Source organism: Methanosarcina siciliae T4/M (assembly GCF_000970085.1).
Lineage (GTDB): Archaea > Halobacteriota > Methanosarcinia > Methanosarcinales > Methanosarcinaceae > Methanosarcina > Methanosarcina siciliae.
This window is the reverse complement of record NZ_CP009506.1, coordinates 2,762,205-2,777,579: the sequence shown is the minus strand read 5'-3', so window position 1 is coordinate 2,777,579 and position 15,375 is coordinate 2,762,205. Positions and strand designations below refer to the sequence as shown.

Below are 15,375 nucleotides of genomic sequence, written 5' to 3'. Positions count from 1 at the left end.
GTTAATTTTCATGGTTCCGGAGACATGAAGCGTTTTGAGCCTCCCTTGGAACCCTGGCTTTTTTAGTCTCCTTCAATTCCTTATGAAGCCCGGATCTGACAATTTCGGCTTTCTCAATAGGGTAGCCAATTGCATGCATATGGTAGGCTGCAAACTCAAGACTTCTGGCCTTTTTTGAATCGCTCATGATGATCCGAATCGGAATTCAAGTTATAATATCTTTTCAATATTTTGAGTGTGTTTTCGGAAACTCTTACCTTCATATCCTTACCAGGCTTGAAAAACACGAAATGGTGTATCTCGTCTGACGGTGTCGGCGTTCCCTTCCCCTTGATACGGAAAATCTTGGACGCATGGAATTTAAACAAATATTTCACTTCATATGCCCGCAGCCCGGTCTCTTCCCTCAGTTCCCGGATTGCCGCCTGGATACTTGCTTCCCCTCGTTTAGGTTTTCCTCCGGGAAGCCGATAGTAGCCTCCCGAACTGCTTACAAGTAAAACCCCTTCATCAGTGTCAACTATTACCGAACCTCTTCGATTATCATATGCGCTGGGAATACGTATCACCTCCTTGAACGGATCATATTCCCCGGATATTTCCTTAACAGGGTTTTTCTGGAAATTATTTAAAACATCGGTAGGCCCGGATTAATAACTGGTCTGTTCCGGTGCCGGGAGCTGGAAGTTTTCATTATTATGTCCCTGCGCTGCACGGGACCTGAGCCTGCCCGCCAACCAGATTAAAAGCGTCCTGCAAACCATCACCGCAATTAAGAGAAAAATACACTGAAGAAATGCCCAGCACTAAAGAACACCTTCCTAACCCCGGAAACGTCTTTTAAATTCACAGGTATATATCAGCGCCTCCGCCAGCTTGTCTGGCGGCCCTTCACAAAAAGGAGAAAAAGAAGCAGAAATTAAAGAGAAACAAGACCAAAATTTCTGCCTTTTGACCTGCTGTTTTCTTTTTCACTCGCAAGCGTCTCAGAAGCTTTTAATTGCTGGCATGTTGTTTTGATTCTTATTTACGTGCTCTTTTTCTTCGTTTTTGTCTTTTTGAGAAAGACCGCTCTCCTGCGCCGAGCGGGACAAGGACGACTCAATATAGTGAGTACGGTTGTAAGGCTCAGATTGATCTATTATTTAGTCCGCTTGAGCGCAGCGAAACGGACCGCGTACTCCCGAGGCGCAATTCGGGTGGCGCAATTCGGTGAAACATCCGCTTTCTTATAACACCCTATGACCCTTCTTATAACACCCTATAACACCCACATTCTTACCCTTAATTTTTAGGATTTTAAGGCTTTCAAGGAACATTGGTTCTGCACTCAAATACCATTAATTCTTAATCGAACCTTCTAAACCGATTTTTCAACAGGAAAAGAGGATTTAAAAGCCTCATTCAAGAAAGGAGCTCTTTCAGGCCAGCCATCTGTGCATTTAAAGCAAGTATTTTGATATGAAATACTTTTATAGAAATATACCCATATTTTATTAAAATAGGAATATACGCAACTGCACTACAAAATCTTACAATTCCCATTGTATTTTCTGGCAGCAATAGCCGGAAGGAAGCGGGAGAAGAAATTAAAGAAAAAGGGTATCAATCAGGCCTGTTTTCGGGGTATGGCGGGTCTGAATTAGCGGGTATGCTTCAACAGATCTATTTTGAGAGGTCCACTTTAGCAGATCGGACTTAACATTGCCGAAATTGATTAGGGGGGTCGAACTTCATGGTAGAAACTTCGGATTTGGTGATCTTCTGGGCTGTGGTTATAGCCCGCTTCTTAATACCGCTTTCCATTCCGCGCTATCCTCTTCCCGGCGTGCTTGCCTCCCTGATCCTTGACGCAGTGGACCAGACTATCTTTCAGCTGTTTACGAACCTGCCCCTTGAAGGCTACCAGGGATATGACAAGGCTCTTGACATCTATTACCTGAGTATCACTTATCTTTCGACCCTACGTAACTGGTCGAACCTCTACGCCTTCAAACTGGACCGCTTCCTCTTCTACTACCGGCTGGTAGGCGTTGCGATCTTCGAACTCGTACATCTGCGTCCTCTGCTTCTTATTTTCCCCAACACCTTCGAGTACTTCTTCATCTTCTATGAGACCATCCGCCTGAAATGGGACCCGAAGGTGCTGACGAAAAGCAAACTGATAACTGCCGCAGCCCTTATCTGGGTTTTCATAAAGCTCCCTCAGGAATACTGGATCCACGTCGCTCAGATGGACACCACCGATTGGATCAAAGCCAATCCCTCAAACGCCTTCATCCTGATTGCTTATGCAATATTCATTCTCGGCCTGGCCTGGTGGCTAATCCGGGATCTGCCTCCTACCCGTCCTGGCCTTCAAATCGAAGCCTTACCCGTGGCAGGGGCTCCGGTACTCGCCCCCCTGCCAGAGGAAGTGAAAAAGGAGCGGGAGCGCCTCATTAACAAACAGGTGCTTGAGAAAATAGCGCTGATATCCCTCCTTGGCATAATCTTTGCCCAGATACTTCCAGGCGTGAGGGCAACTAACCTCCAGCTAGCTATTAGTGTAGCTGTTTTTGTCGTGATAAACACAGCCCTGAGCCACTGGCTGTCCCGGCGCGGAAGACACTGGAAGTCTATCATGCAGGAGTTTATCGTGATGTCGATAGTAAACCTGGGCCTCGTCCTCCTATTTGACTTCTTCCTCCCCACATACGACGGCTCAATAAACCTCGAAAACACACTCTTCTTCGTCCTGCTCCTGACCCTGATCATCACACTCTACGACCGCTACTGGCAGCTCCATACAAGAAACCATGTCAACAGCGGGAATTCCGGCAGTGGGAATTCCGGGGGAGAAGGAGAAAAAAGTTCTTGAGATGGAAAAGAGTTGGGGTTTAGATTTGAAGTCAAGGGAAAAAAGGAAACAGATTTGAAAAAACATATTTCAATATTTATACTCTTTCCAAGTTCTCAATAAGTACATCAAAAGAATTATGTCCCAGGTACCAAGCTCCTTGATTAAACTTAATTGCCGAAACCCCTGAACTTGAGCAGGCATCAACAATTTTCGTTCTTACGATTTCATCGCTTTCTTCTGGATCTTCAATAATCTTTACTCTGGATGCAATCCTTCTAACCCACACATTATTAAAGAAACCCGCAATATTCTTCCCAAACTCATTTCAGGAGAAATAGACGTTTCTGATCTGGATATTCGCGTAAGAAAAGGGAATTGACAGCTACTGGAAAGTATCGGGGGATCTTGAAGGAAAAATGGAGTTGATGCTTTTCTATGTTGAAAACGGGGGGGTTTTACCAACGAATACGGGGATATAGACGAGAAATTCTACAACAAAATCATTGACATGCTTGTAAAATTCTGCACCTTCTTAAAAAAACCTGAAGGAAAAGACCTTTATCCTCGGTTTAAGAAAAGGCTTTTTGAAATTAGAAAAAAATCAGAAAGGATAGGCTGGGGATTTGAAGACGACGTAGAATTACTTATTGAGGACGTTGAAGATTTTTTTTGAAAACCCCGAATGAAGCCTTCATAACCACTTATAAATATCATCCAGACGCAAAATATCTATGTGAAAACATGACCGAAACAGAGCTGCTAAAGAAAATATCGGATGACCTGGATTTCCTGAAAACAAAAATTCTCGAAATCGAGGAAAGCCTTGAGCTGATTGACAGCGAGCTGCACCCTGTAAGAGAAGAATACATTGAGAGACTGGACGAGATCAAAAAAGAGGGGACTATTTCGGGAAGCGAATTTGAAAAGAAATTCGGGGTAAAGCTTTGAGATATTCGTATGAAATCAGCAGGCACCTTGAAAGAGATCTGGAAAAAATTCAAAAAAAAGACAAAGAGCGTTTTGAAATCCTGCTGAACAAAATGAGTGAAATCCTTGACAACCCTCACCGTTTCAAACCATTAAGGCACGATATGAAAGGTCTGAGACGGGTACATATTGATAAGTCGTTTGTTCTCGTTTTTGAAATTGTTGAATCGGAAGACAAAGTTATATTCTGGGATTTTGCACATCATGATGGTGTTTACAGAACATCCTGATTTTATAAAGACTCTCCTCTTGCTTATTGACGTATTTTTCTAAAAATACAATCGATGAAGACGAATTGTGAGAAAAGCATGGCAGAAGAAGCAACTTTAAAATGGTCTGAACTGAAGAAATTGTTTCAAGAAACAGATCAGAAAGAACTTATCAACCTTCTCCACGACCTGTACAAAAATTCCGTTGAAAACCGCAGGTTCATTACTGCCAGGTACGCGAAGGCGGGAGACGAGAACAAAATCCTTGAGGCTTACCGGAAAAAGGTCATAAATGTTTACTATCCACCGAGAGGAGCCGCCAGCAGGCCTCGTTATTCAGTAGCAAAAAAAGCTATTAACGAATATTTTGATGCTTCGGGAGATATTAAGGGGACAATGGACCTGACCCTTACCCTTGTTGAAAATATCATGAAGTACCTTCATGAATTCTCAGGCATTGACGAAGCATCTCAGGTTGGTGGATCTGACATGATGGAAAAGTTTTGTGAACTGGGCAGGACTGAAAAAGGCCAAGAATTTTACCCATATTTCAGAGAGAGGCTTCATAAACTATACCGTGATTCGGATGATAGCCCTTACGGGATTGGAGACAATTTACAATATTATATCTCCAATCTGGTTGATGACATCGCTGATCCAAATGACGATTTTTTTGAAGAAGACCTGCAGGACAACTGATCGTCAACCCGTCCCTTTTTGTTCCGGTCCTTGTTTAAGCTTTATTCTCAATTCTTCAGGTTTCATTCTCAGGCTTCATACTTTCTTTCAGATTTGGAACCTTAAATCAATATCATTTAAATAAGAGAGTAATCTAAAAGATGATAACAAATTTGAATATAATTTTCAATATATACTCTCCAGCGTAAAACCTGTTAGGATCCTAGCTGGAAAAAAAGATGATAGGATGCAAAAAGTAACTCTAGCGGATCAGGTAACAATTTCTGAAGAAAATTCTGAAATGAATTCCGATTATAGTGAAGACTCCCTCGTAGAAAAGGCTGCAATTCCGGAATTCAAAAAGCTGGGTTACACTCCCTAAAACTGTTTCCACGAAAAAATCGGGCTTGACGGGAAAGGAACTCTGGGGAGAAAAACAAAGTCCGAAGTGCTACTTGTCCGAAAACTGAACGAGGCAATCAAAAAGCTCAATCCTGACATCTGCGGGGAAGCTGAAGAACTGGCAATTCAGGAGCTGGAAAAAGACAGAAGCAGGCTCAGCTCTGTAAAGGCAAATCAGGAAGTTTATTCCATAATCAAAAACGGGGTCAAGGTCAAAGTCAGGAACAAAAAAGGGGAACTTGAAGACCAGACCGTTAAAATCATCGATTTCGAGAACCCCGAAAATAACGACTTCTTTTTAGCGTCCCAGTTCTGGATAACCGGAGATATCGACACCAGAAGAACTGACCTTTTAGGCTTTGTAAACGGAATTCCCCTTATCTTTATCGAGTTAAAGGCCCTGGCAGAAAGGTGAAAGAGGCTTTTGACGATAACCTTACGGACTATAAAGAAGTAATTCCCCAGCTTTTCTGGTACAATGCTTTCATAATTCTTTCCAACGGCAGGGAATCAAAAATAGGGACCATTACAAGTGGATTTGAGCACTTTGCGGAATGGAAACGGATCCGGGACGAAAAGGAAACCGGGGACACTATTCTGGACACAATGGTAAAGGGGACCTGTGAAAAAAGCCGCTTCCTTGATATCCTGGAAAATTTCACTCTATTTTCAAGCAGCGAAGGGCACCCTGTCAAGATCATTTCCAAAAATCACCAGTACCTCGGAGTCAACAATGCCATCGAGTCCTTCAAAAAACGCAACGAAAACGAAGGGAAAATAGGGGTCTTCTAGCACACTCAGGGTTCGGGAAAAAGCTATTCCATGATCTTTTTTGCACAAAAAATTCTGCGAAAATTTCCGGGAAACTACACCTTTGTGGTCGTGACCGACAGGGACGAACTTGACGATCAGATCTACCGGAATTTCCAGAACGCAGGCGCAATAAGTGAAGCCGGCGTGCAGGCAAGAAGCGGAGAACATCTCAAGCGTTTGCTCACCGAAGACCACAGGCTTGTTTTCACACTGATCCATAAATTCGGGACAAAAAAAGGCGTAAAACATCCTCTGCTTTCGAAACGTGACGACATCATAGTAATTGCAGACGAAGCCCACAGGACTCAGTATGATACCCTGGCGCAGAACATGAGGGATGCCCTTCCAAATGCTGGTTTTATAGGCTTTACAGGTACGCCTTTAATGGCTGAAGAAGAAAAGACAAGGGACACATTCGGGGACTATGTGAGCATCTACAACTTCATGAACTCCATAGAAGACGGGGCAACTGTTCCTCTCTATTATGAAAATCGGGTTCCTGAAGTCCAGTTGAAAAACGATAACCTTAATGACGATATTTACGGGGAAATTGAAAAGGCCGGCCTTGATGGCGAAGAAGAATCAAAACTTGCCACCGAGTTTGCCAAGGAATATCACATCATTGTAAGGGAAGACCGTCTGGAAACAATTGCAAAAGACATTGTGGAACACTATGTCACACGGGGCTATACCGGCAAAGCCCTTGTCGTATCCATTGATAAGCTCACAACCGTAAAGATGTACGACAAAGTCCGGAAATACTGGAACCAGTATATCGATGAGCTTAAGGCACAGAGAAAAGCTACAACAAGAAGTGAGGACGCAAAAGCGCTGGAAAAGTTGATCTCAGAATTTGAAAGCGTGGACATGGCTGTTGTCGTCAGCGAAGGGCAAAATGAGGTAAAAAAGTTTGAGAAAAATAAGCTGGATATAAAGCCCCACAGGAAAAGAATGAATGAGGAAAATCTGGAAGAGACTTTCAAAGACTCAAAGAGCGATCTCAAAATTGTTTTCGTCTGCAGCAAATGGAGGGAAGGCTTTGATGTTCCTTCACTCTCAACAATTTACCTTGACAGGCCCATGAAAGACCACAGCCTCATGCAGACAATTGCCAGAGCTAACAGGGTCTACGGAGATAAAAGCGGGGGTTTTATTGTTGATTATGTGGGTATCTTCGAAAACCTTGAAAAGGCCCTCAAGATTTACGCCACACCCAGATCCGGCACGATTGAAATTCCGATAAAGCCAAAAGAAATACTTCTGGAAACTCTCGAACAGAAGATCAAAGAGCTGAATAAATTCCTGTCCGACCTTTCTGTAGATCCGAAAAAAATCATCAGGACAAAGTCAGGTTTTGAGAAAATAAGGCTTTTGAAAAATGCCACTGATGCTATTCTCAAAAACAAATCAACGAAAAAGAAGTTTTTAACCGAGGCCGGAGTCGCCCTAAAAATCTATAAATCCATACTCCCCCACAAGCGGGCTTCAGAGTTTCTTTTGCAAATAACTCTTTACGAGGAGCTGATAAACGAAATTCATTCCCTGGACCCTGAAGTTGATATTTCAAGAGTAATGGACAGCATACAGGGGGTTCTGGATAAATCGATCAAGTCCAGAGAATACATTATTGAGGAGTCAAAGAAAGGAAGAATTATTTCACTTAAAGAAATAGACTTCGATGCTCTGGCAGACAGATTTGATAAACAGCACAAGAACACGGAATTTGAATGGTTGAAAAACCTTGTTTCTTACAAATTGAAAGAAATGATAAGATTAAATAGCAGTCGCCTCGATTACCAGAGGAGGTTCGAAACCCTGATCGAAGCATATAATTCGGGTTCTGCTAATGTAGATCATTCTTACAAGGAATTGATCGATTTTGCTAAAGAGTTGAAAAAAGAAGACGAAAGAGCAATAATGGAAAATTTAACTGAAGAAGAACTCTCCCTCTTCGACAAGTTAAAAAAACCTGATCTTACAGAAAAAGAGAAAATCCAGGTAAAGAAAGTTTCAAAAGAGCTGCTTACCACATTAAAAGCCGAGAAACTTGTTCTGGACTGGAGAAAGAAGCAGCAGGCTGTCGCCGCAGTCAAAAAAGAAATCGAAGACGAACTGGATAGAGGACTTCCCGACTCATACGCTGTACCAACTTATGAAGAGAAATGCAATACGGTTTTCCAGCATATCTACGACTCTTATGCCGGTGATAACCACAGCATCTACGAAGCAATAGCCTGAAAAGCCTTCTGAGTTATAAAAGACGTTTCCTATAAAATTAAAACGCGACTAAAGATTTTTAGATGACTTATAATCTGGCTTGTTGTAAGGGCGTATTTGAATATTTAAGCTCTTCAAACTCTTTCTCAACAAAAAAGAATTCCGAAAAGCTCCGGAATACGTTTTTTCATTTGCTCTCTTTCCGCCTGCCCGATGCAGGAGATAATTTTGAAACTCTACCGGGTGCCGAGCTTTCCGCTTTTCTTGCCGTACTTCTTGCTTCCGGTGTACTTTTTGCTTCAGGTTTTCTTCCTGCTCCCGCCCTCGGTGAGGAAACTGCCGAAGCAGCAGAAGCTTTTTCCTGACCCCTGGGCACAGTTCTGGAGCCTGCCTGTTTCCAGTATTTCCGGCCTTCCGGACAGCGCCGGTTTACGCAGAACTCAAGTTCCGGGTTTTCGTCCTCTTTTAACCTGAAGAGTTTCCAGCCGCAGGTCTCACAGCTTTTATCGAGCAGGATCAGTTTTCCGGTCTTGGGGACCGAATGCGTGTACCCACAACGTTTTGTGCAGCCCAGGAAACGGCTGTCTTTAAAAGAGATCAGGAACATGCTCCCGTCACACTGGGGGCAGGGACCCACGGTTTCAGGGGGATAGCATTCCTTTTCAAGTTCGCATTTAAAGCAGGGACCTATGCCGACAGCCCAGTTGTATTTATTGCCTACCTTCAGGACAGCTGCACCTCCCTTCTTACATTCCTTGCTCCGGAGCACCGTGAGAGCCCCGATTTTCGGCAGAGGGAAAGAGTTTCTGCAGTCCGGATAGCCTGTGCAGCCCACAAAACGCCCTGTGTCCGTCTGCACGATCCTGAGTACGTGCCCGCAGGCCTTGCAGGTCCCGATATAGTTTTTCTTGTCTTCGAGGGCAGCTTCGTCCTTGATCGTACCTGCAATGTTTGCGGTCAGCTCCTTTTTGTTTGCTTCAAGCTGAGCGTACATCTCTTTGATCAGGATCGTGCCCTCGTCAAGGGCAGCTTCGAACTCTTTTTTTCCGTCCTCTACTTCCTGAATCAGGGCTTCGATTTTTGCGCGGATGTCTGGCCTGACAAGGATCGGGACGGTCAGGGAGAGTCCGTCCATCAGAGTAAATCCCGTGTCCAGGATCGAGACAGTCTTGCCCTTGGTTTCGAAATAGCCGCGCTTTTTGTTTGTTTCGATATGGGTAGGAGCTGTTGCTTTTGTCCCGATCCCGTGCTTGTCCATAAGGGTCAGGAGCTCAGCTTCGGTCAGCTTCTTCGGAGGGCTGGTTTTGGACTTGGTGTTGCTCAGCTTTTTTACGTCCACTTTCTCTTCTTCCTCTACAAAGGGGAGGAGCTTATCTTTTTTGTTTTCAAATGGATAGGCTTCAAGCCACCCCGCATCTTTAAGCACGGTCCCTGAGGAATCGAAAGGCTCTTCCCGGACCTGCAGGTGAAGGTGAGTCTTTTCAAAAACTGCTGCAGGCATAAGGTTTGACAGGAAATGCCTTACAATAAGGTCATAAACCTCTGCCGCGTGCTGGATGTTTATTGCAGCGCTGATTTCTCCCCTCGCAGCCGCCCGGATAGGGTGGATAGGAGGGTGGTCGTGCGCATCTTTGTCTCCGTTTTTCGGGACTATCGGGGCAGAGAGGATTGACTCGGCAAAGGGCCTATACTCTTTTTGCCTTGCAAAATCAGATAACAGGGTCTTGAAGTCGAAGTCGTCTGCATATTTGTTGGTCTCTGTCCTGGGGTAGCTTGTAAACCCGGCGAGGTAAAGCTGTTCGGCAACTTCAAGGGCAACTTCCGGGCTAATTCCCAGGAACTTTGAAGCCCGCTTCAGAAACTCCGTTGTATTGAGCGGATTCGGAGGGCTGGTCTTTGCTTCCTTTACCGTTTTCTTTACAACAAAGCCTTCTTTTGCTCCCTTTAATCTTTTGAAGATCTCTGCTGCCTTTTCTTTGTCGTGGATATTTCCTGCCCTGTGGGTACCCTCGAAGTCTCCGCCTTTTGCTCCGAAAATTGCAGTAATCTTCCAGAAGTCCTTTGCCTTAAAAGCCCGGATCGCCTTTTCCCTTTCGTAAACAAAACCGCAGGTAGGCGTCTGGCAGGGCCCGATTGAAAGGATATCTTTTGTCCTTGCCTTTTCCCTAACCGAAAGCGTAACAAACCTTGTAAAAGCCGCACCCATTTTCAGGTCAAGGATCTGTCTGGTTTCCGCAGCCATTGCCAGGTTATGGTCAGGGTCTACGGGGCTTTCAAAAGCTTTCCTGACTTCTTTTGGGGACAGGGCTGAAAAGCGTGCCCTTGCAACAGGCGCGTTTGTAACCTCTTCAGCAAGGGTTTTTGCCTCAAACCCTATGTTTTCCCCTTCCCTGTCATAGTCGCATGCAAGGATAATTTTGTCTGCCCTTTTTGCCAGGTTTTTTATTGCAGCTCCGTACTCTTTCCTGGTCACGAATTTTTCGGGGTCTATCCCGAGCAGCGTACCGGGGTTTACCTCACTCCATTTATTGTATTGTTCCGGAAAATCATAGTTCATGATGTGCCCGGATAACCCCATCACAAGCCATTCTTCTCCTTTCCATTTAAACTCATAAGCAGGCAGCCCTTCTACTGAAATTTTATCCACTTCCCCATCGCCCAGGATCTTTGCTATCTGGGCGGCTGCCTTATTCTTTTCTGCAAATGCGACAACTGTCATGGTTAAAAACCTGAACTCCTTGATACGGATAAAAGCTGAAATGCGGAAAGATCCCAGAGTTTCTTTTTTTCCGGAATTATTTTCTGAATTCTTCCCTTACCTTTTTCTCTATGATGGATCTTTATAAATACGATTTCTGCAGGCAGTTTTCTTTGCTTATTATGACGAACATGTAATATACAAGTAATATGCACGTAAATACACATCACATATGTAATGTGCAATGTAATGTGCAAATCAAATACAATATGCACATTATATCATGTAATGGACCTACACATGATTTATATATTTCGCCATTTATAGATTATTAATGGCTTTCCGCAAAATGAAAAGTTATATATCAGTATACCGTTTGTTCTATTTTGCACCCTGGATAGAGATTGATCTTGGTAATCAATCGGTGTAGTGAACCTTTGAGATTAATCGTTGCAACTAATCGATTACTTTGTTGTTATAGTCGGTCAATTGCTGACTAATCGCTGCAATTGATCCCTATAGCTGGATCGTTCTGTACAATTGATACATTCTAATACTTACCCATTCCCCCTCATCATACGGAGTAACAATGACGCTGATGGAAGACGCTAAAAAGGGAATCGTCACCCCCTCAATAGAAGACGTGGCAAAAGCTGAAGGAATAGATGCCGAAACGGTCCGCTCCTGCGTGGCAAAGGGCCTGATAGCCATTCCGAAGAACAACAGGCGAGAAACCCTCCCTGTCGGGATTGGCAAATACATGAGCACAAAAATCAATGCCAACGTCGGCACATCAAGGGACTGCATCGACATTGATGCCGAGGTAGAGAAAGCAAAAGCTGCAAAAGCCTTCGGGGCTCATGCAGTTATGGACCTCTCCACCGGAGGAGACCTGAACGAGATCCGTACCCGCATCCTCAAAGCCGTAAACATCCCTGTAGGCACCGTCCCTATCTACCAGGCGGCAGCGTCCCGGAAAGTTGTCGTGGAAATGACCTCGGACGACATGTTCAACGCTGTCCGGAAGCATGCCGAACAGGGCGTGGACTTTGTGACCGTGCATGCCGGGGTCAACTTAAACTCCCTCGAACGCCTGCGCCAGAGCGACAGGATCATGAACGTGGTCAGCCGCGGGGGCTCATTTACCCTGGCCTGGATGCTCCACAACGGGGAAGACAACCCCTTCTACGCCGAATTTGACTATCTCCTTGAAATCGCAAAAGAATACGACATGACCCTCAGCCTTGGAGACGGTATGCGCCCCGGCTGTATTGCCGATGCCTCCGACCGCCCCAAGTTCATGGAGTTCATCACCCTCGGAGAGCTTGTAAAACGCTCAAGGGCAGCCAATGTCCAGACCTTTGTGGAAGGCCCCGGGCACGTCCCCTTAAACGAGATCGAGCTCAGCGTCAGGGGCATGAAAGAGCTCTGCGACGGAGCCCCACTCTACCTCCTTGGCCCCCTGGTCACCGATATCGCTCCCGGTTTTGACCACATAACCGGAGCGATAGGAGGCGCAGTTGCCGGGATGCACGGCACGGACTTCCTCTGCATGGTAACCCCTTCCGAACACCTCGCTCTCCCCTCCCTCGAAGATATCAAAGAAGGCCTGCTCGTAACAAAGCTCGCAGCCCACACAATTGACCTCATAAAAGAAGGGCAAAGAAAACGCGCCTGGAAACAGGACACGGCCATGGCCTATGCCCGCAGGGACCTCGACTGGGAAAAGCAGTTCGAACTTGCAATCGACAGCGATCGCGCTCGCAAAATCCGGGATGCCCGAAAGACGGAAAGCGATGCCTGTTCCATGTGCGGCGAACTCTGTGCAGTTAAGATCGTAAAAGAAGCTTTCGGGGAAAAGAAGGCAGAAGAATGAAGCAAGAAGAGTAATTTCTTTATTTCCTCTTCTTCCGATTCTATTTTTTCTTTCAATTCCTTTTTCTTCTTTCAATTTCTTTTTTCTTTCACAAATGGATTGGCTGTTCTTTATTAATCGATTTGTACTATTCAGAGTACTCGAAGATGAAACTTCCATCTTTCTCTTCTGCGTTCTGCCGGGCCAAAGCCGGCCGCCCTGAGTAAGAAAAAGGACAGGTGAATTCAGGCTGGTATTAAGAGAATTTAATACTATGGAAAAAAGTCCCCCTTGCTCGAAAAATACTTTCCAATACCCCAAAAAACGTAATTAATCCACATGTAAATACCAGCTCCTCCGCCAGCTTGTCTGGAGGCCCTGCACAAAAAGCAGAAAGAAAATTGAGACTAAAGAAGGAAATTGAAAACAAGTATTTTTTAGAAAGTCTAAGTCATATTTTTAGAAAGTTTAAGTCATATTTACATCCTGCAGGTAATTTGACCATTTTCCTCTTACTTTTATTTTTTCAATTTTTTGAGACGACCGCTCTCCTGCGTCGAGCGGGACAAGAACGACTCAGTATAGTGGATATGGTTGTACGGATCAGAAGACCTGTAATTTTAGTCCTCTTGAGCGCAGCGAAAAGGACCGCGTGCTCCCGAAGCGCAATTCGGGCGGTTAAGCGAATATACTTCGACCATGTGATGCGGGTGGTACCGCAGCTTTGCTTCCCGAAGGCCACCAACCCCGAGGTCGCTTTCCCTGTTGATGTATTCCACCTCGCCTGCAAGAACTGATGCGGTTTCCTCATTGATAGCTTTATAGATCCCTTCACAATCCGGAAGACCTTTCTCAAAGTGGATGATCGCAGTGTCCGTGTTGAGACACTCATAGAGAGAAATAGCGCCGATCTCGGAATCTACCCGGATCAGAAGACCCTGCAGAGGGAGTTCGTTGAAATGTTCTACCGCATAGAGAGCCGCTCCGATTTCGCTGGCAAGGACTAAATTTTTCCTGCACCCCTTCCACTCAGACCATTTTTTAAGGAATTTCATTACTTCTTCCAGGTTTTCGGATATTACCAGTTCAACCGTATTCAAACAGTTCTTCCGGAACCTGTTGAGATGGCTGCGGATTTTCTGGAACTTCTTCCCCGGGAGTTCCGCAAGGTCAGATGCCCTGTACACATATTCGAAATTGTCCCGGTCCGGGACCAGCACGAGCCCGGGATCGAGCTCCTGCATCCACTGTGCAGTACCCGGATCGATGAGCTCAATGGGAGTTTCGTCGCTCACATCCAGTGCCAGCCGTATAAGCTCACGCATAAGTTCAGGGTCCCTGGGACCTATCGGCTGGTGAAATCTGGTAACTCCTTCGGTAGTGCACGAGATAATCACATTCCCGTTTACATACGCATACCGATAAGGTGTAAAATGGTTCCAGCAGACCATGTTCGTGAACGTGTTGCTGCTGTGGGTTTGCGGGTAAAGCGCATAATAACGCTCGAAAAAAGTCCTGTCAGCAAGCGTGACCGGCTTGAAATCTTCCAGGCTGAGCATCAAAGATCACCTTTAAAAACATGAAAAAAATGTTCTGAAACTGCAATACGTGAATTTGCCGGTGTTTGAATCTGTACCCTCATTTTATCGGTTCCCAGGTTTGAGTTAGAATTCTGTTAAGGTTCAAAAAATAACTGGTAATTCAGAATGCTCTTCACTTTCCATAATAGTGCCAGATATTTTCTTAATGTCAGATATTTTCATAATCTCAGATCTTCTTTTAGTTTTGAACAGGACTTTCATCTGGCTTTAAATTTGGTTTAGAGGACTAGAAAGGTATAATCAGTGATTAACAGTTATTCAGGCATTAATAATATGTTCAGTCCTATAAAACCCCATATGGTAAAATCTTTTACTAAATAATTATTTAGTCTTCGGGACTCATGCAGGGGAAACTCACTTCTACAAAATGCATTAAACTTCTACAAAATACATTAAAATATAATCTTCGATCTAATAGTTTAACGTTTGAATATTGGAAGAAAGCATATGTAGCCTCTTCAGATTTTATGGTATTATATTAATTGATCAACTTAAAAAAGGAATAAAAATGGCCGAAATTGAGACAAAAACCGGTTTGAATATCCGCACTGCAAAAAAAGAAGATGTTTCCCTTATTCTTGAATTTGTCAAAGGCATTGCTGAGTTCGAAAAACTCTCCCATCTGGTCAAAGCTACCGAAGAGAACCTGAAAGAGTCCATGTTCGGGGAAAAGGCCTATGCTGAGGTTTTCTTTGCCGAACTTGACGGGGTACCTGCGGGCTTTACGGTCTTTTTCCACAACTTCTCCACCTTTGTAGGGAGGCAGGGGCTCTATATCGAAGACATTTTCGTGAAACCCGAATTCCGGGGAAAAGGAATTGGAAAAGCAATGTTCCTCCACTGCGTAAAGCTTGCAAAAGAGAGGAACTGCGGAAGGATGGAGTGGACAGTGCTCGACTGGAACCCTGCCAGAGAGTTTTATGAGTACTTCGGAGCAGGTCCTGTTAACGGCTGGCACATTTACAGGATGGGGTCGGACAAATTCGAAAGTGCGCTTGAAAAATAAGTTTGAGAGAACCTGCACAGGCTCCTGTCCGACCCTTATCCTCTCCTACCCTGTTGACGCCCAGCTC

General features: G+C 44.6%; 15 protein-coding genes and 1 pseudogene. 10 read left to right on the top strand and 6 right to left on the bottom strand.

From position 1 onward, the window contains the following. Position 1 precedes the first annotated feature (1 nt). The 3 genes from MSSIT_RS11810 to MSSIT_RS24795 form a co-directional block, all read right to left on the bottom strand. A complete protein-coding gene (locus tag MSSIT_RS11810; protein WP_048172590.1) occupies positions 2–187 on the bottom strand; it encodes a hypothetical protein in 186 nt (61 codons plus the stop codon). After that, a complete protein-coding gene (locus tag MSSIT_RS11805; protein WP_048172589.1) occupies positions 156–569 on the bottom strand; it encodes an NUDIX domain-containing protein in 414 nt (137 codons plus the stop codon). The genes MSSIT_RS11810 and MSSIT_RS11805 overlap by 32 nt, the downstream gene beginning before the upstream one ends. 835 nt (positions 570–1,404) lie before the next feature. Beyond that, positions 1,405–1,545, bottom strand: a complete 141-nt coding sequence (locus MSSIT_RS24795; RefSeq protein ID WP_231589780.1) for a hypothetical protein — start codon at positions 1,543–1,545, stop codon at positions 1,405–1,407. Positions 1,546–1,735: 190 nt separating this feature from the next. Here MSSIT_RS24795 and MSSIT_RS11800 point away from each other — a divergent pair, with 190 nt between their 5' ends. After that, a complete protein-coding gene (locus MSSIT_RS11800; protein ID WP_048172587.1) occupies positions 1,736–2,860 on the top strand; it encodes a hypothetical protein in 1,125 nt (374 codons plus the stop codon). Between the two features lie 76 nt (positions 2,861–2,936). On the opposite strand, the gene MSSIT_RS11795 is transcribed toward MSSIT_RS11800, so the two are convergent. Next, positions 2,937–3,128: a hypothetical protein gene (locus tag MSSIT_RS11795; protein WP_048172585.1), complete on the bottom strand. Its 192-nt coding sequence runs from the start codon at positions 3,126–3,128 to the stop codon at positions 2,937–2,939. 222 nt (positions 3,129–3,350) lie between these two features. Here MSSIT_RS11795 and MSSIT_RS23245 point away from each other — a divergent pair, with 222 nt between their 5' ends. The 7 genes and pseudogenes from MSSIT_RS23245 to MSSIT_RS11775 all read left to right on the top strand — a co-directional run bounded on the left by MSSIT_RS23245 (position 3,351) and on the right by MSSIT_RS11775 (position 8,169). Beyond that, entirely contained in the window at positions 3,351–3,515 is a 165-nt protein-coding gene (locus MSSIT_RS23245) for a hypothetical protein (RefSeq protein WP_156158850.1), read from the top strand. 68 nt (positions 3,516–3,583) lie between these two features. Beyond that, complete coding sequence (locus MSSIT_RS11790; RefSeq protein ID WP_156158849.1) at positions 3,584–3,790, top strand: hypothetical protein; 207 nt, start codon at positions 3,584–3,586, stop codon at positions 3,788–3,790. Continuing rightward, positions 3,787–4,059: a type II toxin-antitoxin system mRNA interferase toxin, RelE/StbE family gene (locus MSSIT_RS11785; protein WP_048172582.1), complete on the top strand. Its 273-nt coding sequence runs from the start codon at positions 3,787–3,789 to the stop codon at positions 4,057–4,059. Before MSSIT_RS11790 ends, MSSIT_RS11785 begins: the two co-directional genes overlap by 4 nt. Positions 4,060–4,137: 78 nt before the next feature. Then, positions 4,138–4,737, top strand: coding sequence for a hypothetical protein (locus tag MSSIT_RS11780; protein ID WP_048172580.1), 600 nt, complete (start codon positions 4,138–4,140; stop codon positions 4,735–4,737). A 226-nt stretch (positions 4,738–4,963) separates the two neighbouring features. Beyond that, on the top strand, positions 4,964–5,098 hold the full coding sequence (locus MSSIT_RS25335) for a hypothetical protein (RefSeq protein ID WP_269430786.1): 135 nt from the start codon (positions 4,964–4,966) through the stop codon (positions 5,096–5,098). A 66-nt stretch (positions 5,099–5,164) separates the two neighbouring features. Further along, positions 5,165–5,910 (top strand): annotated as a pseudogene (locus tag MSSIT_RS25715) (type I restriction endonuclease). 30 nt (positions 5,911–5,940) lie between these two features. Further along, positions 5,941–8,169: a type I restriction endonuclease subunit R gene (locus tag MSSIT_RS11775; protein WP_231589777.1), complete on the top strand. Its 2,229-nt coding sequence runs from the start codon at positions 5,941–5,943 to the stop codon at positions 8,167–8,169. A gap of 166 nt (positions 8,170–8,335) precedes the next feature. Here the strand turns inward: MSSIT_RS11775 and MSSIT_RS11770 are convergent, their stop codons facing one another. Next, the gene (locus tag MSSIT_RS11770) at positions 8,336–10,867 is read right to left on the bottom strand and encodes a DNA topoisomerase I (RefSeq protein ID WP_048172579.1); all 2,532 of its coding nucleotides are present in this window, start codon (positions 10,865–10,867) and stop codon (positions 8,336–8,338) included. A gap of 568 nt (positions 10,868–11,435) precedes the next feature. Here MSSIT_RS11770 and thiC point away from each other — a divergent pair. Further along, on the top strand, positions 11,436–12,722 hold the full coding sequence (thiC, locus tag MSSIT_RS11765; protein WP_048172577.1) for a phosphomethylpyrimidine synthase: 1,287 nt from the start codon (positions 11,436–11,438) through the stop codon (positions 12,720–12,722). 599 nt (positions 12,723–13,321) lie between these two features. Here the strand turns inward: thiC and MSSIT_RS11760 are convergent. Then, positions 13,322–14,260 (bottom strand): DUF2156 domain-containing protein, encoded by a 939-nt coding sequence (locus MSSIT_RS11760; protein WP_048172576.1) that lies wholly within the window; start codon positions 14,258–14,260, stop codon positions 13,322–13,324. Between the two features lie 550 nt (positions 14,261–14,810). Between MSSIT_RS11760 and MSSIT_RS11755 the strand changes: the two genes are divergently transcribed. Then, entirely contained in the window at positions 14,811–15,308 is a 498-nt protein-coding gene (locus MSSIT_RS11755) for a GNAT family N-acetyltransferase (protein ID WP_048172574.1), read from the top strand. The last annotated feature ends 67 nt before the right edge of the window (positions 15,309–15,375 follow it).